The following is a 21,976-nucleotide window of genomic DNA, read 5'->3' on the forward strand; positions in this document are numbered from 1 at the left end:
CATGGCGACGCGAATTGATGGGAAGAAGGCTGCAGCTTCGGTGATCGAGGCTGTGCGGCTTGCAACGTCGGAGCTTGAGACGGAAGCAGGAGTAACGACCGGACTTGCGGTCATCATCGTCGGTGATGATCCGGCGAGCCACACCTATGTCGGCGCTAAGCGTCGCCTAGCAAAGGAATGCGGCTTCAACTCCACACAGCACACGCTGCCGGAGGAGACCGCGCAAGATGAGCTCGCAAGCCTCGTGGCATCACTGAACGACGACGCCGCCGTGCACGGCATCCTGGTACAATTGCCGCTACCGAAGCATCTGGACGCGGATGCGATCATCCAGTCGATCCGACCGGAGAAAGACGTCGATGGCCTGCATGTGGTCAACGCCGGCAAGCTTGCAACCGGCGATCTGGCAACTGGCCTGATCTCATGCACACCGGCGGGCGCCATGCGTCTCGTCCGCTCCATCCATGGCGAGGACCTTACGGGTCTGGCAGCCGTCGTCATCGGTCGCTCCAACCTGTTCGGCAAGCCGATGGCGCAATTGCTGCTCAACGCCAATGCGACGGTAACGACGGCGCATTCGCGCACGAAGGACCTGCCATCACTGGCGCGGGGCGCCGATATCCTCGTGGCGGCGGTGGGTCGGCCTGAAATGGTGAAGGCAGACCAGATCAAACCGGGCGCGACCGTTATCGATGTCGGAATCAACCGCATCGATGCGCTGGAGCTCGGCGCGGGCAAGGGCCGCCTGGTCGGCGATGTCGCCTATGACGAAGTTTCCGAAGTCGCTGGCGCGATCACACCGGTTCCGGGCGGTGTCGGGCCGATGACGATCGCGATGCTGATGGCCAATACCGTTACCGCCGCCTATCGTACCTGCGGTCGTGAACCACCACGGTTCTAGACCGGCGCCAAATGCAACGGCGATACAGAGTTTATCACTCTTGCGCGTTTATGCGGCGGCGATATACTGAGGAAATAAATATTCCGCAAAAGAAAATGGGAACGAGAATATGAGTCTTAGCTGGCGTTTTTCCGCCCTTGCAGACCGGCATCGGGCACTGGGATCGAACCTTGAGGACTGGAGCGGCATGGGAACCGCCTGGACCTACGACAAGGACATCTATGAAGAGCACATCGCGGTGCGTACCAAGGCCGGCATCATGGATGTCTCCGGCCTGAAAAAGGTCCATCTCGTCGGCCCGCATGCGATTGCCATCCTGGAATATATCACCACCCGCGACATGACAAAGGTTTATCCCGGCAAGTCGGTCTATGCCTGCATGCTCAATGATCGCGGCCATTTCACCGACGATTGTATCGTCTATCGCACCGGTCCCAACTCCTGGATGCTGGTGCACGGCTCCGGGACAGGCTTTGAGGAAATCGTCAAGCAGGCACAGGGCCGCAATTGCGCCGTGCTGTTCGATGACGACCTGCACGATCTGTCGCTGCAGGGGCCGCTCGCCGTCGACTATCTCGAAAAATACGTGCCCGGCATCCGCGATCTCAAATATTTCCATCACATGCAGGCGACGCTGTTCGGTGCCCCGGTGATGATCTCGCGCACCGGCTATACCGGCGAACGCGGCTATGAAATCTTCGTGCGCGGCCAGGATGCTGGCATGGTCTGGGACCGTATCGTCGATGAAGGCAAAGAGATGGGCATCATCCCCGTCTGCTTCAGCGTTCTCGACATGCTGCGGGTGGAAAGCTACCTGCTTTTCTATCCCTACGACAATTCGCAGATGTACCCCTTCGCCAACGAGCAGCCCGGCGACAGCCTTTGGGAACTCGGCCTCGATTTCACCGTCAGCCCCGGCAAGACCGGCTTCCGCGGCGCTGAGGAACATGCTCGCCTGAAAGGCAAGGAGCGCTTCAAGATCTTCGGCCTCCTCGTCGAGGCCGATGGCCCGACCGATCTCGGCGACGAGGTCTGGGATGGCGACAAGAAGGTGGGCGTCATCACCTGCCCGTCCTATTCCAAGCTCACCAACCGTTCGATGGCGATCATGCGCGTCGATGTTGCCTATGCCGTGCAGGGCACGAAGCTCCAGGTGAAGGGCAAGAACGTCAACGCGCCGGCGATCGCCCACACCATCACCTTCGACGATCCGAAGAAGACGAAACGGACGGCGCAGGGCTGAGGATATCGGCATGCTCGTACAAGGGATCAAAAGCAGGCCGGAATATAAGGGGCTCGACATCGATCCCCACGCGAAACGCCACCTCTTCGTCCTTGAGGGCGAAGGGGCTGCGGCCCTTACGGACCGGGTGGAAACCAAGGGCAAGGATTTCCTGGCAAAATCGGAAATCCTCTATCTGGCCGCAGGCGCAGCGCCAAAGGCCTACGACGTCACTCTATCGGCTTTGACGCCCGATATCTTCTGGCAGGCGCCGACGCTTCAGCCGCTGCTGTTTCGCCTGCGCGCCTGTCTTGAGCAGGCGCGGATGGGAACGCGGCTCTACATCGCCGGCACCGAAGGCTTCATCGGCCAGATCATGCAGGTGGCGCTCGAATTCGGCATCGATTTCAACTCGATCCGCACCGAACACCGCGGCTCCACGGCGCGCCGGGTGCAATGCGTCCACTGCAAGGGCATCACCGACAATGTGACCACAAGCCCCTTTGCCTGCACCCATTGCGGCTTGCCGCTTCTGGTGCGCGATCACTACTCCAGACGTCTCGGCGCCTTCCAGGGCGTCAACATCGATGCGGAAGAACCGGGTACTGCGCCAGCCCCTGAGGAGATGTTCCCGTGAGCCTCAATACCGACATGCCTGTGCGGGTCGCTGCGGTGACGCAGGTGACCGATTTGGTCAAACGCTTCCGCTTCGAGCGGATGGATGGCCATCCCATGCCGTTCTTCTCCGGCGGCGCCCATGTCGTCGTCTCGATGAACGACAATGGCCTTTTGCGCCGCAATCCCTACTCGCTGATGTCCAATCCCAACGACAACAGCGCCTATGAAATCAGCGTGCTCAGGGTTCCCAATTCCCGTGGCGGCTCGATCTTCATGCACGAACAGGTGAGGCCCGGCGATCAGCTGACCGTCAGCCAGCCGGTCAATCTCTTCGCGCCGGACCATCGCGGCCGCAAAAATATCCTGTTTGCCGGCGGCATCGGCATCACCCCGTTCATCGCCATGATGGAGCAGTTTAACCGCGACAATATCGCGTTTGAACTTCACTACGCCATCCGCTCCCGTTCGCACGGCGCCTACTGGCAGCAGCTGCTCGACCGCTACGGCCCGCGCCGGATCAAGATCTACGTCGACGAGGAAAAGACCACCATTCCCGTTGCCGAGATAGCCGACAACCAGCCGCTCGGTACGCATCTGTATGTCTGCGGTCCGGCCGGCATGATCGACGGCGTGCTGATGACGGCGCTGAAAGCCGGCTGGCCGAAGGAAAACCTGCATTCGGAACGTTTCCTTGCGCCGCCCGCCGGCCTGCCGTTCCAGGTCTTCCTCGAAAAATCCAAGATCCAGATGACCGTCGGCGAACACCAGAGCATTCTGGAGGCGGCCGAAGCCCATGGCTGCGATGCCCCCTACATGTGCCGCGGCGGCGCCTGCGGCCAGTGCGAAACGGAGGTGTCGTCCTGCGACGGCACGCTGGAGCACAACGATATCTACCTGTCGGACGAAGAGAAGGCGTCCGGCAAGAAGGTTATGATCTGCGTCTCGCGTTTCAAAGGCCAGCAACTCGTTCTTCAACTCTAACAGTCGTATTCAGACAAAAGGAGGTCCGGACAGATGACCATCACGTTCAGGAACGAAACGTTCCGCGACGATTTCACCTTCCGCAACAGCCTCTACAACATCAGGCGTTTCCCCTTCCCCTTCGATCGCGACGAATACATGTATTCGGTCAACATGGAGCCGCATGTCCGGGGCAAAGCGGACAGCGTTTTCGAAAACCTCATCGATGTCGACGAGCACTATGTCGCCGAGATGCAGGACCGGGCGATGGTGTTGAGGGAAGATCCGCTACGATGCCAGGCGCTACCGCATATGATGGCTGCGCAATGGGATACGCTGGAACTCCTTATGGAGCATCAGGCACAGGACTATCCCGACCACTTTACACTGGAAAAGAACGGCGACCGCTGGCGCTGGATCAACCGACCGATGGGTATCGACGACACCTTCACCTTCGGCGATCCGTCCACCCTGCCCTATCCGCCGATGGAATATATCACCCGTCAGGCCCAGGGGGATTTCTGCATCGTCGACCAGCGCGACAACAATCTCTGGATGGATGCCGGCATGGTCACCACCCAGGCCGACTGGTCGCTCGATTTCGATATCGGCATGAACTTCATGGAATGGCACGGTCCCGTGCCGCTCGCCCACCAGATCGGCGTGTTCGAACGGGCGCTGAAATTCCTGCTCAACCTGCAGCAGGGCAAACCGACCCGCCGCCTGAACTGGACGATGACCGTCAATCCGCGGCTCGATACCTCACCGGAAAACTATCACAAATGGGGTCCGGACCGCACGACGGTCACGCCCGAGAATGTCGGGCAGAAGTTGCATCTGCGTGTCGAATTGCAGAGCCTCTGGCGCCTGCCGCGCTCCAACGCCATCCTCTTCGTGATCCGCTGCTATCTCATCAGCCTCGAAGAACTGGTCACCGTACCCAAATGGGGCCGCCGCCTACCGCGTGTGTTGAAAAGCCTGCCGCCGGAGATCGCCGATTACAAGGGTCTGACCCGCAACCGGCCGATCATGATCGACTGGCTGGCAAAATACGACGACCGGGCACCGACGAGTGCGGGGATTTATCCGGATTGAGGGAATAAGACCCTCCCAACCCTAGCCACAAGGGGGAGGGAGTTGACCGAATATGCCGCCTGCCCATCGCTGCAGGACTGTGAAGGCAAGGCTTCCACAGTCCACCCCCTCCCCTTGGGGAGGGCTCATTTAGAAGCCTACACCGACATAAAAAGGGAACAAAAATATATGACCAGAGTAGCCGTGATCGGCGCAGGGCCATCGGGCCTTGCTCAATTGAGAGCCTTCCAGTCCGCCGCCCAGAAGGGCGCTGAAATCCCCGAAGTGGTGTGTTTCGAAAAACAGGCCGACTGGGGCGGCCTGTGGAACTACACCTGGCGCACCGGGCTCGATGAATATGGCGAACCGGTCCATGGTAGCATGTACCGCTATCTCTGGTCGAACGGTCCCAAGGAATGCCTGGAATTCGCCGACTATTCCTTCGAGGAGCATTTCGGCCAGCCGATCGGCTCCTACCCGCCCCGCGCCGTGCTGTGGGACTACATCAAAGGCCGGGTCGAAAAGGCCGACGTGCGCAAATGGGTTCGCTTCTCGACCCCGGTTCGCATGGTGAAGTTCGACGAGGCGACGAAGAAATTCACGGTCACCGCCCACAACCGCATCGAAGACCGGATGTATGACGAGGAATTCGACTACGTCGTTGTCGCCTCCGGCCATTTCTCGACGCCGAACGTCCCCTATTTCGAGGGCGTGAAAACCTTTGGCGGCCGCGTCCTGCATGCCCATGATTTCCGCGATGCGCTGGAGTTCAAGGACAAGGACGTGCTGATCGTCGGCCGCAGCTATTCGGCCGAGGACATCGGTTCACAATGCTGGAAATACGGAGCGAAATCGGTGACCACGAGCTACCGCTCCAAGCCGATGGGCTTCAAATGGCCGGAGCGCTTCGAGGAGCGGCCGCTGCTGCAGAAACTCGTCAACAAGACGGCCCATTTTGCCGACGGATCGACCAAGGAGGTCGATGCACTGATCCTCTGCACCGGTTATCTCCACCACTTCCCGTTCCTGCCGGACGACCTGCGCCTGAAGACCGCCAACCGCCTGTGGTCCGACAGCCTCTACAAGGGCATCGTCTACGAGGACAATCCGCAGCTGATGTATATCGGCATGCAGGACCAGTTCTACACCTTCAACATGTTCGACGCTCAGGCCTGGTATGCCCGCGACGTGATCATGGGCCGTATCGACGTGCCCTCGAAGGAAGAGATGAAGGCGCATTTCGACACCTGGCGCGCCCGCGAGGAAACGCTCGAAGACGCCGAGCAGATGATCTGGTTCCAGGGCGACTATGTCCTCGAGCTTCTGGAGCACACCGATTATCCCAAGTTTGACGTCGAGGGCACTAACAAGACCTTCATGGAATGGGAACATCACAAGGCCGAAAACATCATGGGTTTCCGTGACAACGCCTATAAATCGCTGATGACCGGCACAATGGCACCCAAACATCACACACCCTGGCTGGAAGCCATGGACGATACGCTGGACGTCTATCTGAAGAATTGATCTCCGGTTCGACGACGCCAAAGCCGCAGGTCATTTCACTGGCCTTCGGCTCATACTTCAAAATAACGGAATGCCATCCAGAACCATCATTCCTCTTCCTGTCCGCCCTCCAGCAATCACCAGGTTCCCATGGACTTTCTGAGCAGTGTTCTCGGTCGCATAAATGGTTTTCTCTATCGATGCCGGGCGGACGAGCATTATACGATGCTGGAGATGACCGACGGCATCCAGCGGATCTTTGGTTATCCGACCGACGAAATCGTTGGCAATCGTGTACGCACCTTCACCTCCATCATGTGCGAGAAGGATGTGCCCGCGATGGACGAAGTGGTCGGCAAGGCGTTGGAAAACCACACCGACTGGACGCTCGAATACCGCATCCGTCATCACAAGGGTCACTATCTCTGGGTCACGGAAACCGGCGGTGGCGTCTGGGGCGCTGACGGTGAACTGCTCTATCTCGAAGGCAGCATCGTCAACATCGAATCCCTCTACCAGCGCATCGACGAACAGACCGCCGATTTGCGCGCGACCGCCGCGCGCACCGCCGAAATCCTGCATTCCCTTCGCTACCTGAAGCTGCTCGCCGTCAACGCCGGCATCGAGGCTGCGCGGGCTGGCACGGCCGGCGCCGGCTTTGCCGTGCTCGCCTCAGAAATGCGCGCCCTTGCCCATGATTCCGAGGCCGTCGCAAGGCAGATTGCGACGGCGCAGGGCAAGCCGGGCTGATCATATGCCGCGACCAGAGCCGCGAACTCAGGACCGAGGCTTCAGCTTTTGCGGATCGTAATGGGCAAACGGCACGATCTTTCCCGGCAGCCGCTTCTGCTGGCCGTCTAGCTTCCCGATCTCCACCTCGATGCCGATTTCCGAATGCAACACATCCATCCGCGCCAGCGCGATCGTCTTCTTCAGAAGCGGCGAGCGCGTCGAGCTGGTGACGACGCCGACCTGTGCCCGGCCGATATGCACCGTGTCGCCATGACCGACAGCTTCGTTGGCATTGATATCGAGCCCGACGAGCTTGTAGCGCGGGTTTTCCTTGCGCTTGATCAGCGCCTCGCGGCCGATGAAATCGTCGGTCTTCGATTTCAGTGGCACGGTGAAGCCGATGCCGGCTTCGAAGGGATCGGTCTGATCCGAGAAGTCGTAATGCGCAAACACCAGACCCGCCTCTATGCGCACCATGTCGAGCGCTTCGAGCCCCATCGGCTTCAGCCCATGCTTCTGGCCCACCTCCCAGACCGCGTCGAACACGGCAAGCGCATCCTTCGGATGACAGAAAATTTCGTAGCCGAGTTCGCCGGTATAGCCAGTGCGTGAAACGACGACCGGGGCGCCCTCGAAATGACCGATGCGACCGACGGCGAAGCGGAACCATTCGAGTTCGCCGATCGAGGGCTGCGACGGTGCGGTCCAGATGATTTCCTTGATGATCTCCCGGCTTTTCGGGCCCTGGACGGCAAGGTTGTGCATCTGGTCGGTGGAGGAGCGCACCCAGGCCTTGTAACCCATTTTCTCGGCCTGCTCGCGAAGCCAGATGCCGCTGACGTCATCGCCGCAAATCCAGCGGAAATTGTTTTCGCCCAGCCGGAACACCGTGCCGTCGTCGATCATGCCGCCATTCTCGTAGCACATCGCCGTATAGACCACCTGCCCCGGCGACAGCTTGCGGATATCGCGGGTGACGCAATATTGCAGCAGCGCCTCGGCGTCCGGGCCCGTCACCTCGAACTTGCGCAGCGGCGACAGATCCATCACCACGGCCTTTTCGCGGCAGGCCCAATATTCCTCGATCGGCCCCTCGTTGTTGAAACGGTTCGGCAGCCAGTAGCCGCGATATTCCGTGTGATTGCGCGTGAGCGCCGAAAAGCGCGGATGGAAGGCGGTTTCCTGGGTCATTTCGGGCTCTGCATGGGGGGTCATTCGGATGGCGACGGCGCGCGAGAATTTTTCTTTGTCCGAATAGGTGCGGACATGGATATCGGTCGGGACCCAGCCATTGGCGGCATCGATATCGTCCGGGCAGGACGACGAGACGCAGACGAGATCGGTCAGCGCCCGCATCAGCACATAATCGCCCGGCCGCGACCAAGGCTCGTCGAGATAGAGCTGGTTATGATGGTCAACATTGGTGTTGTAGAAATAGTTGAGCGCTTCCCAGCCCTTGCGCGGCGCAATGCCGTAGGGCGCCAGCGCATGGTTGAAGTTGTCAGTGCAGTTGACATGCCCCGGATAGCCCATGTCATCGTAATAGCGCGAATTGCAGGCGGTGGCGAAGGCATCGTGGCGCCCGACCGTATCCTGCACGATCTCCACCAGCGGCTCGAAATCCCGGTCGAACGCCTTCGATGGCAGCCCCGGCATCGGGTAGCTGCGCCCGAGTAGCGTCCGCGTCACCGTCGCATCGAGCGCGCGATCCAGTCCCTTGTCGACCTTGCGGGCCGAAAAAGCCTGAAAATCCGTGCATTGCCGGCCCGAAACATCGATGATCTGAATGAACTCGCCGGCCCGCACGAAATAGGCCGAAGCCCGCGCCGCCCGGATATGCAGATCCTGCATCGGATCGGCCATCGGCTCCGGCAGCATTTCCTCATAGGCACGTTCGATCGTGGAGCGTGTGACCCGCAGCTCAAGCGCGGTTGCGGTGTTCTGCGCTTCTGCGTCCATCGGCGGCGCAGGAGCCGCAACAATCAGCAGACCATCGAGCGCCATCGCCAATTCCGCCGAGACACCTGGCGAGGAGCTTTCACCAAACAGCACCAGCGCCTGCGCGCCCGCGGGGTCGACATTGCGCCGTTTCAGTGCGGCGAGCGTCCGCCGCGCGCTGTCCTCGTCCCGCCCGAGAATCTCCAGAAGACCATCAGCGGATCGCGAAAAGGCGAGACCAAGGCCAGCTGCGTTGAACCGGCCGCTGGCATCGACAAAACTCACCTCGCAAAGCTGTCCGCCTTCGACATCCTTGATGACGACCCGGTCGCCGGCGGCGACCTTGACCACCGTCGTGCCACGTCCCTTGACGCGGTAGCGCTCGACGCCGGCCGGCAGCGCCGGCATGCCCGGCCGCAAAATCGTGCTTGGTCTTGGCGGCAGCAGGGCGCCTGCAAATCGTCCGGAATTGTCCATCTCAGCTCCCACCCAGTGACACAGTCGTTTCCACGCCCTGAGGACGCCGCGTTTGTGCACCGGCAATATGGCAAAACTATCCTACGGGAAGCCACGAAAAGTAAAGAGAGACTTGACCGAGAAGAAAAAAAATTCACTATGAGAATAAGTTGCGGTCGCGAAATTGCAAACGGGAACAGGTGGTGACACTGCGAAAACGCAGGCGCCATCCAGCGAAGAGACCGCAGCGAGAACCATTCCTAAAGGGACGCGCGGAAACGCGCTCAAGACAAAACTGGTCGAGGAGACTGTTTATGGCATCTATCGTTGAGGCCGAGGGATCGGCTGCTGCCCCAGGCACCGGGTTGATACGCGCGCTGGACTGGAAAGGGGCATTTTGGGTCGCTGCCGGCGTACCGCCGCTGGTGCTGTTTTCCATCGGCGGCATTGCCGGCACGACGGGCAAGCTCGCCTTCGTGGTCTGGATCATTTCCATGGTGATGGGCTTCCTGCAATCCTTCACCTACGCCGAAATCGCCGGCATGTTCGGCAATAAATCGGGTGGCGCCTCGATCTATGGCGCCACTGCCTGGCTGCGCTATTCGAAATTCATCGCGCCGCTATCTGTGTGGTGCAACTGGTTCGCCTGGTCGCCGGTGCTGTCGCTCGGCTGCGCCATCGCGGCGGGTTATATCCTCAACGCCCTGTTCCCCATTCCCGGCGCCGACTCTCCGGCCGTCATGGAATGGATCAATGCCAACATGGCAACGCTGACGGCCGACAGCCCGCGTGTCGCCGAATGGATCGCGGCCAATGCCGGCAAGACCCAGGCCGAAGCCATTTCGGCCTTGCTATCAGCCGATGGCGTCGCTGCGCTGACGCCTGCGATCCGCAGATGGTCACTTGCGAGCTTCGACATTCCGTTCCTCGCCAACGCCAATCTCAACGCCACCTTCGTCATCGGCGGCATTCTGATGCTGATCATCTTCGCGATCCAGCACCGCGGCATTCAGGGAACGGCGAGCGTCCAGAAATGGCTCGCCATCATTGTTCTTCTGCCGCTCCTGATCATCGGCCTCTATCCGATCTTCTCCGGCCAGATCGACAGCGCCAACGTCACCAGCCTTGTTCCGCCCACGGCCGGCTATTCCGGTATCGACGGCGTGTGGAGCAATGGCGGCTGGACGCTGTTCCTCGGCGGCCTCTATATCGCCGCCTGGTCGACCTACGGCTTCGAAACAGCCGTCTGCTACACCCGCGAACTGAAGAACCCGAAAACCGACACGTTCAAGGCAATCTTCTATTCCGGCCTTCTCTGCTGCCTGTTCTTCTTCCTCATTCCCTTCACCTTCCAAGGCGTTCTCGGCCATGCGGGCATGCTCGCCCCCGGTATCGTCGACGGCACGGGTGTCGCGGAAGCTCTGGCAAGCCTCGTCCATGGCGGCAAGATCGTCACGCAGATCCTCGTCATCTTGATGATCATGGCGCTCTTCCTCGCCATCATGACCGCAATGGCCGGCTCGTCGCGCACCCTTTACCAAGGTGCAAAGGATGGCTGGCTGCCGAAGTACCTCGATCACGTCAATGAACACGGCGCGCCAACCCGCGCCATGTGGACCGACTTCGCCTTCAACCTCATCCTGCTTGCCATCGCCTCCGACGTGGCCGGATACTTCTTCGTGCTGGCCGTCTCCAATGTCGGCTACATCATCTTCAACTTCCTCAACCTCAACGCCGGCTGGATCCATCGCATGGATTCCGGCCATATCGCGCGCCCCTGGAAAGCACCGACCTGGCTGATTGGCCTCAACACCGTTCTCGCCTTCGTCAACGCGCTGTTCCTCGGCGCGGGCGCCAAGGTTTGGGGCTATTCCAACGCGCTCTGGGTCGGCTTCATCTTCGCCGCCCTCATCCTGCCGGTCTTTGCCTATCGTCATTACGTTCGCGACGGCGGACGATTCCCGGCGGGCGCCATGGAAGACCTTGGCCTCGTCGGTCAGGATTTGGGCGTCAAGAAAGCCGGCGTCCTGCCCTATGTAGCGCTTGCAGCCGGCCTTGCCGTCGTTCTCGCCGCAAACGCCTACTTCCAGCTCCCGGCCTGACCGGATAACTGCCAAATGAGATAGGGCCGCGCATCGCAAGATTGCGCGGCGCCGTCTGCCGTTCTGGTGGCACGGTTCATTACTCTATCCCGCAAAACTGGAGCGTTTTTGATTGGAGTTTTCCAAGTCAAATTCCCCGCTGGGAACAGGAGCGGAAGCTCGTCCTCGGCGCCACGCCCGTCATCCGAAGCAGCCCGTGTGCCGGTATATGATGTGCCGCATCCGTAGCAGCAGGAAATCCGAACGAACGCATCCTTGAGGCCTATCCCGGCCTTGATGCCGAAAAGATCAGGCTCGCCGCAGTCTATGGGGAGACAAATCCCCTACGTGGTCGCCCTCGCACGACCGGGAGCCTCCATCGTCACCGATCGGATCGCCGCGTTCCGCGCCTCAGGAAGGCGGGATGAAGTTTCTGATCGACGAATGCCTCAGCCAGAACGTGCCAAGCTCGCGCTGGCCGAAGGCATGGCGAGACCAGCCACGTCGTATGGCTGAAACTCGCCGGCCTGAAGGATTGGGAACTGAGGCCGATCATCCTCGACGGCGATTGGACCTTCGTCACCAAGAACTCGGTTGATTTCCGGGGGGCGAAAGACAAGCCCGGAACGAAGGGGCAATAGCCGATGTCGCCATCCATGCCGGGTTATCTGCCTGAACGGCCCACCTGGCATGGGGTCTCGAGCTTCAGGTCGAGTTGTTCGAGCAGGTGCTGCTCGAACTCGATGACAACCATGACCTTGTAAATCAGGTTCTTGAGGTGACCGCCGAAGACGACGAAACACTCCCATCCTGCGTTACCCGCTGCCCAAAGAATAATCAGAAACACCTCAGCTTCGTGTTCAGTATACAGAGTTCAAAAGCGTATTCATCCTCTCCATGAAACTCGATGGCAGAGAACCAGCCGCAGCTCGCCTTGAAAGGGTTCGAACCGACGGCCCAGGATGAGTGCGACAGGCATGACAGAGATTTGTCGGACAGTTTAGCTCCTGCCCTCTGCTATATCGCAAAAAGGCAGCGGCACGCACGCAAATTGATGCTTTTCGCATACCGCATAATTCCATAGTCAGTGAGGGAAACTCAAGCAAGGGAACACACGGCGATGGCGACGCCATTCTATTGGAACGAGCTCAACACCTATGACTTTGCCGGGCTCTCGGCCGATACAACCATTGCCATTCTTCCAATCGCCTCGACCGAACAACACGGGCCGCATCTTCCGATCGCAACCGATGTGGCGATCGCAAACGGCATGCTTGCGGAGCTTCGCCGCCAGCGGCGTGATGATCTCGATATACTGGTGTTACCGACACAGGAAATCGGCAAGGCCAACGAGCATATCTATGGACCGGGAACGCTCTCGCTTTCTGCCGAATTGTTGATTCCCATTTGGACAGCACTCGGCGCCAAAGTTGCCGACGCCGGGGTCCGCAAAATGGTGATCGTCAATTCGCACGGCGGCAATGTCGACATCATGAGCATCGTCGCGCGAGAGCTGCGCGTACGCTACCAGATGGCGGTCGTCTCGACCCAATGGGGCCGTTTCGGAACTCCAGACGGCATGATCAGCGACCACGAATCCAGATATGGCATCCACGGGGGTGAGGTCGAAACGTCCTTGATGCTGCATTTCAGGCCGGATCTCGTCCGCATGGACAAGGCACAGAACTTCGCATCCAAGGCTGAATGGATGCGCGAGCAGTCGAAATACATTCAGCCGCTGCCGCCGCACTCGCTGGCTTGGATCGCGCATGATCTCAATCCCAACGGTGTCGTGGGCGACGCATCGCGCGGCACGCTGGAGAAAGGGGAAGCGATCTGCCGCCATCAGGTGCGGGGTTTCATAGAACTTCTGTACGACCTGAAGCGCTATTCGCTCACCAATCTCTATTCACGCTAGATCTCAGGTCGCAGACGGCCTATCCGGAGCAATGTGCCCCTTGGCCTGCAACTCCTGAACCAGCCCGGCAAGCTCGGCCAGCAGATATTCGACAAACAGGCTGGTTGCCGAATCGAGTGGCGCGCGGGCGCGGGCGAAGAGCTTCATCGGCTGGTGCCTGCCATGAGGCTCGGCAATTGGCCGAAAGACAAGTTCGCCGGCGCGGCACTCGGTGATGACGTCGAGCGGATTGAGCAAGGTCAGCCCTGCCCCGCATTTTACGAGCTTCTTCAACATCTCAGACGCATTGCTTTCGAGAACCGGTTCTACCGAAACATCGAGCCGCGCGAGCGCCAGGTTGATGACGTCACGAAGGCTGGTGCCAGGCTGCGCTAACACCAATCGTTCCTGCACGATGTCGCCCAGGCTGATCGGACCGTGCCCTACGAGGCGATGTCCGGACGGCAGCACGACGCCGATCGGGATATCGAAGTTGCCGAGCGTACGAATTCCTGGTGTCGCCGGAATGTTGAAGCCGAGGCCGATATCGACGTCGCCCGAGAGCACCGGATTGACCGTCGTCGTGCCCGCATCGTTCCTGATCTGGAAAAAGACGCGCGGATGCTCCGACTGGAACCGTGCGATGATTTCCGCGAGCGGTCCTGACGCGAGGCCGACGGTCGTCACCAATCTCACCTTGCCAGCCTGCTGCATCTTCAGACTCCTGATCCGGCCCTCCAGCCGATCGTAGTTCTTCAGAACCTCCCGAATATGCTCGATGCAGAGCTCGCCGGCCGCCGTTAGGCGCAGGCCCCGCGGTAAGCGTTCAAAGAGCGGCGCCCCGATTTCCGCCTCGAGTGCCAGAATTTGCCGGTTGATCGCAGATGACGCAACGTTCAAGCGCGCCGCGGCCTTGCGGATAGAACCACTGCGGGCGATCTCGTTGATGTAAAGCAGCTTCCTGGAATGCAGCATCCGACCCCTCGTTGCATCATTTTTGAGCGCTATGCACAAATTAGGCACGGGCTCGCGGTGGGATGCCAAAAAGGCATCGTTGCGCACGAATTTTGATGCTTTTCAAACAGCAACGCAATCGCTCAAATGAAGAAAATTCAGCGCCGAAGGGCGCACCGAACGGGCTACAAAGGGGAACGCCGATCATGTCCAACGCATTGAAGAACTTGGCATCTGCCGCCGCTTTGGGACTGGGATGCACTGTTGCGCTCGCAGCTCCCGGTTACGCGCTCGACAAGGTCAGCTACGGTACCAATTGGCTCGCGCAAGCCGAGCATGGCGGCTTCTATCAGGCAGTCGCCGACGGCACCTACACAAAGCACGGACTTGACGTGACCATCGTGCAGGGCGGCCCGAACGCGGCAAACAGCGCATTGCTGATCTCCGGCAAGATCGACTTCTATATGGGCGGCCCGCAGGGCGAACTGTCGGCGGTCGAGCAGGGTATTCCTCTCGTGGACGTCGCGGCGATCTTCCAGAAGGACCCGCAGGTTCTGATCGCCCACCCCGACGCTGGCGTCGAGACGTTCGAGGACCTTGCCAAGCTGAAGACCCTGTTTCTCGGCAAGGACGGCTATCTGACCTACTTCGAGTGGATGAAGGCGAACTACAAGGGCTTCAAGGACGAGCAATACAAGCCATACAACTTCAACCCCGGCCCGTTCCTCGCCGACAAGGAGTCCGGGCAGCAGGGCTACCTCACCTCCGAACCCTATGAGATCCAGAAGCAGACCGGCTGGGAGCCGAAAGTGTTTCTGCTCGCCGACAACGGCTACTCCCCCTACTCGACGATGATCACCACGACGCAGTCGATGATCGATACTAAGTCGGACGTTGTGCAGCGTTTTATCGATGCTTCGATCGAGGGCTGGTACAACTATCTCTATGGCGACAACACCAAGGCCAACGCGCTGATCAAGAAAGACAATCCGGAGATGACGGATGGCCAGATCGCCTATTCGATCGCCAAGATGAAGGAATACGGAATCGTCGAATCCGGTGAAGCCCTCGACAAGGGGATCGGCTGTATCACCGACGAACACTACAAGAAGTTCTTCGCCGAGATGGTTGGCATCAAGGTTCTCAAGGCCGACACGGACTATACCAAGGCCTACACCACGAAATACGTCTGCAAGGGCGTCGGCATGGCCTTGAAAAAGTGAGGCACGCCAAATTGGGTTGCCGCTCCTGGCGGTAAACCGGCCCACGATGAAAAGAGACAGGCGATGCCTCTAGCCTCAGTTCAGATCCCGCCAAATCAGGTCGCGCGCAAGAGACCGCTCGTTTCGATGCAATCGGTCTCGAAGGTCTTCTCCAGCGGCACGGTCGCCTTGTCGGGCATGTCATTGACGGTCGAAAGCGGCGAATTCATCAGCCTGCTCGGACCTTCCGGGTGCGGCAAATCGACGGCACTGCGCATTATTGCCGGCCTCGGCGATATTTCTTCCGGGACGATCGACTGGCCAAGTTCCCGCATCAACTCGAGGGGTCTGCCGGAAGGCGATATCGGCTTCGTCTTTCAGGAGCCGACACTAATGCCGTGGAAGAATGTCTTCGGCAATGTTCATCTTCCGCTGAAGCTCCGCGGCATCTCGAAGGCTGCGGCGCGCGAGGAGATCATGAGGGCGTTGACGACTGTCGGCCTGCAGGACTTTGCCGAAGCCTATCCGCGCGAGCTCTCCGGCGGCATGAGGATGCGTGTATCCATTGCGCGCGCGTTGGTCACCAAACCGAAGCTGTTGCTGATGGACGAGCCGTTTGCGGCCCTCGACGAGATCACCCGCCAGAAACTGAATGACGACGTCCTGCGTCTCTGGAAGGCGACAGGCATTACGGTGATTTTCGTCACTCACTCGGTGTTCGAGTCGGCCTATCTCTCGAACCGTATCGTCGTCATGAAGGCTCGGCCGGGACGAGTCCATGCCGACCTGCCGCTTGTCACCAGCCTTGAGCGGGACGCCTTTTACCGCACGTCCGAAGAATATCGCCAGGCTTGCGAGACCGTATCGCGCTCGCTGATCGGCGCCATCAATGCCGCAAAGGAGTGTATATGAGCACGGATATTGCCGATGCGCCGGCGGCATCGTTGTCAAATCCGATGACGGCAAAGCGGCGCGACCTTGCGCTGCGGATTGCGGTGCCATTCGCTACCGTTGCAGCCCTGGTTGTCGTTTGGGGGCTGTACGTCAAGCTTTCCGGCGTCGCGCCCTATATTCTGCCCGGCCCCGGCGCAGTGGCCTCCGCCTTCGTCAGCGACTGGGGAACGCTGGCGCCCGCGCTCTGGGTGACAACCAAAATCACCTTAATGTCGCTGCTACTGGCGCTTGTCGGTGGGGTCGGCTTTGCCATCTTCCTTGTGCAGTCGCGGTGGATCGAGATCGCCTTTTATCCGCTGGCGGTCATCCTGCAGGTCACGCCCATTGTCGCGATCTCGCCGTTGATCCTTATCTATGCACCGTCGACACAGGTGGCGCTGCTCATCTGCGCCTTTCTTGTCGCGTTCTTCCCGATCCTCTCCAACATGGTGCAGGGCTTGAAGAGCGTCGATCACAATCTGATCAACCTCTTCGAACTCTATGGTGCCTCGCGCTGGCAGACGCTGCTGTATCTCAAGCTGCCGGCGGCGCAGCCCTATTTCATGACCGGCTTGCGCATCGGTGGGGGCCTGGCGCTAATTGCCGCCGTCGTTGCCGAGTTTGCTGCGGGTTCGGCAGGTGCGGGCTCCGGCCTGGCCTTCCGACTTCTGGAAGCGCAGTACCGCATGAACATCCCTCGCCTCTTCGCCGCCCTGCTGATGCTCTCGCTGCTCGGGGTAGCGATCTTCGCGATCACCTCTTTCATCTCCTGGCTCAGCCTGCATCGCTGGCATGAGAGCAGCCTCAAGCGGGAAAACTGATGACGTACTCCTTCATGTCGCCTCCGAACGCCGGTCGCTTCGTGCTGAGCAATGCGACGCTGCCCGTCGTTGCCGTCGAAGGTTTCAATGCGCCGGCAAAGGAAGGCCTTGTGCGTGCTGATATCGTCATCGAAGACGGTCTTTTTTCCGCGGTCCTGCCCGCCGGCAGTGCCCCGCAGGAATTGGCGAAATCCGACCTGCGCGAAGGGATGGTCTGGCCATGCTTTGCCGATGTCCACACGCACCTCGACAAGGGACATATCTGGGGACGCAGCAGCAATCCGGACGGTACTTTCATGGGTGCCCTGCAGGCGGTCGGCGCCGATCGCGAAGCGCATTGGTCGGCCGATGATGTGCGCAAGCGCATGGAGTTCTCCCTGCGGTCGGCCTATGCGCACGGGACGAGCCTGATCCGCACGCATCTCGACGCGGCTTCCCCCCAACATCGCATTTCCTTCGATGTCTTTTCCGAGGTGAGGCAAACCTGGAGGGACAAGATCGCGCTGCAGGCCGTCGCCCTCTTCCCGATGGACGACATGGTGGATGAGGCGTATTTCGCCGATCTCGTCGCCGTCGTGCGCAATGCGGGCGGTCTGATCGGTGGCGTCACCAAGATGGGGCCGAACCTCGCATGGCAGCTCGATACGCTCTTTCATGCGGCGGCGGAGAACGGCCTCGACATCGATCTTCATGTCGACGAGACGGATGACCCCGGCGCGGAGACTTTGAAGGCGATCGCCGAGGCGGTTCTCCGGAACCGTTTTGACGGCGCGGTGACGGCCGGCCACTGCTGCTCGCTTGCCAGACAGGACGATGGAGTAGCCGAGCGCACCGTGGAGCTGGTCGCTAAAGCCGGCATCTCGATCATCTCGCTGCCGATGTGCAATGCCTATCTGCAGGATCGCTATCCCAACCGCACACCGCGCTGGCGCGGCGTGACGCTGTTCAAGGAGCTCGCTGCTGCCGGCATCCCAACAGCAGTCGCATCCGACAATACACGCGATCCATTCTATGCCTATGGCGACCTCGATGCGGTCGAGGTGTTCCGCGAAGCCGTGCGCATTCTTCACCTCGACCATCCGCTCGATACGGCGGCGCGTGTCATAACCACCTCCCCCGCCGACATTGCCGGACGCCACGATCTCAGCCGCATCGGCGCCGGCAGGCCCGCCGATCTCGTCCTCTTCAGTGCGCGTCGCTGGAGCGAATTTCTTTCCCGTCCGCAGTCTGACCGCGTGGTGCTACGCCGCGGCAAGGTGATCGACCGCAGCCTGCCGGACTACCGTGAACTCGATAGCGTCGTTGGAGCCTGACATGCCGGACTACCAGAAGATCAAGAAAGAACTCGAAGGCATTGCGGTCGAGGACAATCCGGCGCTCGTGCGTCAGAAGAGCCGCGACTTCTATTGGTATTCTCCGATCCTGAAGGCGCAGCTCGATGGCGTGACCGCCGATCTCGTTGTGACGCCCAAGAACGAAGCCGAGGTGATCCAAACCCTCAAGATCGCCTTCGCGCATGGCGTTCCTGTGACGCCGCGGGGCGCCGGCACCGGCAATTACGGTCAGGCCATGCCGCTCTCCGGCGGGATCGTGCTCAACCTTGCCGCCATGGATAAGATCAAGGAAATCCATCCTGGTCGGGTGATCTGCGAGCCCGGCATCGTGATCGCCCAAGTCGACAGGCAGACCAAGGCTCATTCAGGCCAGGAGCTTCGCTTCCATCCGTCGACGGCACAAACGGCAACGATCGGTGGCTTCATTGCCGGCGGTTCGGGCGGCGTCGGGTCGATCACCTGGGGAGGACTGCGCGATATCGGCAACATCATCCGGCTGCGTGTCGTCACCATGGAGGCAGAGCCGCGGGTGCTCGATCTCACCGGCTGGGATCTGCAAAAGGTCAGCCACGCCTATGGCACCAACGGCATCATCACCGAAATCGAAATGCCACTTGCACCGGCCTATGACTGGGTGGACGTGCTGGTGGGCTACGACGATTTCATGGCGGCCGCGCGCTATTCAGACGCATTGGCAAAATGCAACGGCATACTCGTCAAGGAGATCGCGCCGATCGCCGCGCCCATTCCGCACGAATACTTTACCCGCCACAAACCCTATATTCGCCAGGGCCAGTCGGTTGTGGTGCTGATGATCGCACCGCACTCGATGGATGCGTTCGCCGCCTTCACCGCAGCCCAGAAGGGCGAGATCATCTTCCGCTCCGACAAGGTCGCGAGCATGAAGGGCATTCCCCACGCCTATGAGCTTGCCTGGAACCATACGACGCTGCGCGCGCTGAAGGTCGACCCAACCTTTACATACTTGCAGGTCCAATATCCCGGACCGGACCATGTGGCGAAGGTCGCCAAGATGGTCGAAATCTTCGGCGACGAAGTGCCCGGCCATCTCGAATTCATCAAGTTCGACGGCCAGATCCAATGCTCGGGTCTCCCGCTGGTGCGCTATACGACCGAGGAGCGGCTGGGGGAGATCATCAAGATCCATCAGGATCATGGCTGCCCGATCTTCAACCCGCATCGCTACACGCTGGAAGAAGGCGGCATGAAGCAGACGGACAAGGTTCAGCTTGCCTTCAAGCATGAGACCGATCCGCAGGGACTGCTCAATCCCGGCAAGATGATCGCCTGGGAGAATCCGAACTTCGACTTCTCGTCGGGTAAGAACTACCTGTTTCCCGGACTTGCCGCGGTGATGGAGGCCACATGAGAGTGCTCGTCCTTCACTCGCATCCGGTGGAGTCGAGCTACGGCAACGCGCTTTACCGGCAAACGTTGGAAAGCTTGAAGACGGCGGGACACGAGGTCGATGAGTGCAATCTCTACGCGGAGAACTTCGATCCCGTGCTCTCCCGCCACGACCGAATGGTCTATCACGACTATCCCCAGAATACGGAGCTGGTGAAGGACTATGTCGATCGGCTGAAGCGAGCGGAGGGCCTGGTGATCGTCACGCCGGTCTGGAACTTCGGCTTCCCGGCAATCTTGAAAGGCTATTTCGACCGCGTCTGGCTTCCCGGCGTTTCCTTCGAACTCGTCAACGGCAAGGTGGAATCTCGACTGCGCTATATCCGCAAGCTCGGTGCGGTGCTGACTTACGGCGCGACACCTTTCCGCGCCTTCGTTGCCGGTAATCCGCCGAAAAAGATCGTCAAGCGGGTGCTGCGTGCGCAGATCAATCCGGTGCGACCGGTGACCTTTCTGGCGCATTACGACATGAACAACTGCACCGACCAGACGCGGGCCGCCTTTCTCAGCAAGGTGAAGGCGACAATGGAGCGGTTCTGATACCACAAACCCGCAGGGTCAAACTGCGGCTTAAGCTCCGGCGTTTCCCGATCAAACCACCTTGGCTGCGGTTACCTCAACTTCGACCAGAAACTCCGGCCGTGTAAACCCGCCGACGACAATAAGCGTCGAGACAGGTTTGGGCTCAAGCGTATAGCGATCGCGCACCGCCATATAGGCCGGAAAATCTTCTCTCTTTGTGACATAGCCAGAGATGCGTATGACGTCCGCAAAGGTCATGCCGGCCTCTTCGAGGATCGCATCGATCGCCTTGAAGCAAAGTTCTGCCTGAGCAGTCACATCCTTCGGGATTACATCATCAACGCCGATCCCGAGCTGACCCGATGTGACGAGAAGCGACGCACCTGGGGGCACCAGCAGCCCATGATTGTAGTTCCCGAAGGGCGTGCGGACAGAGGGCGGATTGAATACGCTTTTCATAAAACATCCATGCGAAACAAGGGTTGCAGTCCTGGAAATACTTAGGAATCAATTTCCTTTGGTCGACGCAAAGACGATGCTGGCATCGCTAACGATCGCAACATGGGAATACGCCGCCTGGCCGGCTGCCGCTGCCTCCCCCCGCATGATCGCCGTCACGATGACGTCGTGTTCATCATAGGATCGGGCAAGGCGCCCCGGCAACCTGAACTGCGCGCGACGGAACGGCGCCAATCGTGCACGGGTCTGCGTCACCAGCTCGAATATGTGATCGTTGTGAGCCCCGCGATAGAGGCGCGTATGAAATTCGGTATTGTAAGAGGCATAGTCTTCATCGGCACCCGCATGCACGAGTTTTGCCGATGCCCGGTGCGCGAGCTCTAGAAAACGCCGCTCCTCGACTGTCATGCGTTCGGCCGACAGGCGCGCGCAGATGGCTTCCAGTTCTGACATCGCCTCGAACATGGAGTGGAGATAGCCTTCCGTTACATTTGCAACGACGGCGCTTCGGTTCGGCTCGCGATCAACCAGCCCCATGGCGCCGAGTTCGCGCAGCGCTTCCCGGACCGGTGTCCGGGAAACGTCGAAGCGGGTGGCCAGCGAGAGCTCATCCATTCTTTCACCTGGAGCGAAAACCCCGGTTACGATCATGTCCGCTATGGCGCGCACCATCTGTTCCACGGTGGTGCCCGCCCTCGTTAGTTGCTTGCGCTTAATCTGTGACACGGAAGAGTTCTGCATTTGTCGACTGTATACAGATGCACTTACCGCGAAAAAAAGTCAATTACCCTGTATTTTTAAGATATTAAACGGAGGCGCTGGAAGGGTCGTAGGGCAGCCCGGCTTACGGATTTGGCACTAGAATTAATCACCGGTTATTTTTTGTTCATCAGTTCCATGAAACTGCATACAGTTTGCACATGTCAAGACATACTTGT

Annotated in this window: 20 protein-coding genes; 15 read left to right on the forward strand and 5 right to left on the reverse strand. The window is 59.7% G+C overall.

Translation table 11 applies throughout. The features are described from left to right. Position 1 precedes the first annotated feature (1 nt). The 7 genes from folD to LPU83_RS75215 all read left to right on the forward strand — a co-directional run bounded on the left by folD (position 2) and on the right by LPU83_RS75215 (position 7,031). A complete protein-coding gene (gene folD / locus LPU83_RS63150) occupies positions 2 to 901 on the forward strand; it encodes a bifunctional methylenetetrahydrofolate dehydrogenase/methenyltetrahydrofolate cyclohydrolase FolD (protein ID WP_024315635.1) in 900 nt (299 codons plus the stop codon). A 109-nt stretch (positions 902 to 1,010) separates the two neighbouring features. After that, the gene (locus tag LPU83_RS63155; protein ID WP_024315634.1) at positions 1,011 to 2,144 is read left to right on the forward strand and encodes an aminomethyl transferase family protein; all 1,134 of its coding nucleotides are present in this window, start codon (positions 1,011 to 1,013) and stop codon (positions 2,142 to 2,144) included. Between the two features lie 10 nt (positions 2,145 to 2,154). Beyond that, complete coding sequence (locus LPU83_RS63160; RefSeq protein WP_024315633.1) at positions 2,155 to 2,760, forward strand: dimethylamine monooxygenase subunit DmmA family protein; 606 nt, start codon at positions 2,155 to 2,157, stop codon at positions 2,758 to 2,760. Next, entirely contained in the window at positions 2,757 to 3,722 is a 966-nt protein-coding gene (locus LPU83_RS63165) for a PDR/VanB family oxidoreductase (protein ID WP_024315632.1), read from the forward strand. The genes LPU83_RS63160 and LPU83_RS63165 overlap by 4 nt, the downstream gene beginning before the upstream one ends. Before the next feature lie 33 nt (positions 3,723 to 3,755). Continuing rightward, the gene (locus tag LPU83_RS63170; RefSeq protein ID WP_024315631.1) at positions 3,756 to 4,796 is read left to right on the forward strand and encodes a heme-dependent oxidative N-demethylase family protein; all 1,041 of its coding nucleotides are present in this window, start codon (positions 3,756 to 3,758) and stop codon (positions 4,794 to 4,796) included. A 168-nt stretch (positions 4,797 to 4,964) separates the two neighbouring features. Further along, a complete protein-coding gene (locus tag LPU83_RS63175; protein WP_024315630.1) occupies positions 4,965 to 6,302 on the forward strand; it encodes an NAD(P)-binding domain-containing protein in 1,338 nt (445 codons plus the stop codon). Between the two features lie 129 nt (positions 6,303 to 6,431). Beyond that, positions 6,432 to 7,031 carry a PAS domain-containing protein gene (locus LPU83_RS75215; RefSeq protein WP_024315629.1) on the forward strand — a complete coding sequence of 200 codons (600 nt, stop codon included), beginning with the start codon at positions 6,432 to 6,434 and terminating at the stop codon, positions 7,029 to 7,031. A gap of 27 nt (positions 7,032 to 7,058) precedes the next feature. Here LPU83_RS75215 and LPU83_RS63185 read toward each other — a convergent pair whose 3' ends face one another. Continuing rightward, entirely contained in the window at positions 7,059 to 9,428 is a 2,370-nt protein-coding gene (locus LPU83_RS63185) for a trimethylamine N-oxide demethylase (protein ID WP_051509116.1), read from the reverse strand. A gap of 293 nt (positions 9,429 to 9,721) precedes the next feature. On the opposite strand from LPU83_RS63185, the gene LPU83_RS63190 reads away from it, so the two are divergent. Then, positions 9,722 to 11,509: a trimethylamine N-oxide permease gene (locus LPU83_RS63190; RefSeq protein WP_024315628.1), complete on the forward strand. Its 1,788-nt coding sequence runs from the start codon at positions 9,722 to 9,724 to the stop codon at positions 11,507 to 11,509. A gap of 643 nt (positions 11,510 to 12,152) precedes the next feature. Here LPU83_RS63190 and LPU83_RS63200 read toward each other — a convergent pair. Continuing rightward, on the reverse strand, positions 12,153 to 12,335 hold the full coding sequence (locus LPU83_RS63200; RefSeq protein WP_024315626.1) for a hypothetical protein: 183 nt from the start codon (positions 12,333 to 12,335) through the stop codon (positions 12,153 to 12,155). 273 nt (positions 12,336 to 12,608) lie between these two features. Here LPU83_RS63200 and LPU83_RS63205 point away from each other — a divergent pair, with 273 nt between their 5' ends. Further along, positions 12,609 to 13,406 carry a creatininase family protein gene (locus LPU83_RS63205; protein ID WP_024315625.1) on the forward strand — a complete coding sequence of 266 codons (798 nt, stop codon included), beginning with the start codon at positions 12,609 to 12,611 and terminating at the stop codon, positions 13,404 to 13,406. Positions 13,407 to 13,409: 3 nt separating this feature from the next. Here LPU83_RS63205 and LPU83_RS63210 read toward each other — a convergent pair whose 3' ends face one another. Beyond that, positions 13,410 to 14,360, reverse strand: coding sequence for a LysR family transcriptional regulator (locus LPU83_RS63210; RefSeq protein ID WP_024315624.1), 951 nt, complete (start codon positions 14,358 to 14,360; stop codon positions 13,410 to 13,412). A 185-nt stretch (positions 14,361 to 14,545) separates the two neighbouring features. Here LPU83_RS63210 and LPU83_RS63215 point away from each other — a divergent pair, with 185 nt between their 5' ends. From LPU83_RS63215 to LPU83_RS63240, 6 genes are all read left to right on the forward strand, one after another. Continuing rightward, a complete protein-coding gene (locus LPU83_RS63215) occupies positions 14,546 to 15,562 on the forward strand; it encodes an ABC transporter substrate-binding protein (protein WP_024315623.1) in 1,017 nt (338 codons plus the stop codon). A 63-nt stretch (positions 15,563 to 15,625) separates the two neighbouring features. Continuing rightward, positions 15,626 to 16,453, forward strand: coding sequence for an ABC transporter ATP-binding protein (locus LPU83_RS63220; protein ID WP_024315622.1), 828 nt, complete (start codon positions 15,626 to 15,628; stop codon positions 16,451 to 16,453). Then, entirely contained in the window at positions 16,450 to 17,295 is an 846-nt protein-coding gene (locus tag LPU83_RS63225; RefSeq protein ID WP_024315621.1) for an ABC transporter permease, read from the forward strand. Before LPU83_RS63220 ends, LPU83_RS63225 begins: the two co-directional genes overlap by 4 nt. Then, positions 17,295 to 18,608: a cytosine deaminase gene (locus tag LPU83_RS63230; protein WP_024315620.1), complete on the forward strand. Its 1,314-nt coding sequence runs from the start codon at positions 17,295 to 17,297 to the stop codon at positions 18,606 to 18,608. The genes LPU83_RS63225 and LPU83_RS63230 overlap by 1 nt, the downstream gene beginning before the upstream one ends. Position 18,609: 1 nt before the next feature. Then, positions 18,610 to 20,019, forward strand: coding sequence for an FAD-binding oxidoreductase (locus LPU83_RS63235; RefSeq protein WP_024315619.1), 1,410 nt, complete (start codon positions 18,610 to 18,612; stop codon positions 20,017 to 20,019). Next, positions 20,016 to 20,597: an NAD(P)H-dependent oxidoreductase gene (locus LPU83_RS63240; RefSeq protein ID WP_024315618.1), complete on the forward strand. Its 582-nt coding sequence runs from the start codon at positions 20,016 to 20,018 to the stop codon at positions 20,595 to 20,597. Before LPU83_RS63235 ends, LPU83_RS63240 begins: the two co-directional genes overlap by 4 nt. 51 nt (positions 20,598 to 20,648) lie before the next feature. On the opposite strand, the gene LPU83_RS63245 is transcribed toward LPU83_RS63240, so the two are convergent. Beyond that, positions 20,649 to 21,038: a RidA family protein gene (locus tag LPU83_RS63245; RefSeq protein ID WP_024315617.1), complete on the reverse strand. Its 390-nt coding sequence runs from the start codon at positions 21,036 to 21,038 to the stop codon at positions 20,649 to 20,651. A 48-nt stretch (positions 21,039 to 21,086) separates the two neighbouring features. After that, positions 21,087 to 21,779, reverse strand: coding sequence for a GntR family transcriptional regulator (locus LPU83_RS63250; RefSeq protein WP_082321301.1), 693 nt, complete (start codon positions 21,777 to 21,779; stop codon positions 21,087 to 21,089). Positions 21,780 to 21,976: the final 197 nt, after the last annotated feature.

This window comes from Rhizobium favelukesii (assembly GCF_000577275.2).
In the GTDB taxonomy this organism is placed as follows: Bacteria; Pseudomonadota; Alphaproteobacteria; order Rhizobiales; family Rhizobiaceae; genus Rhizobium; species Rhizobium favelukesii.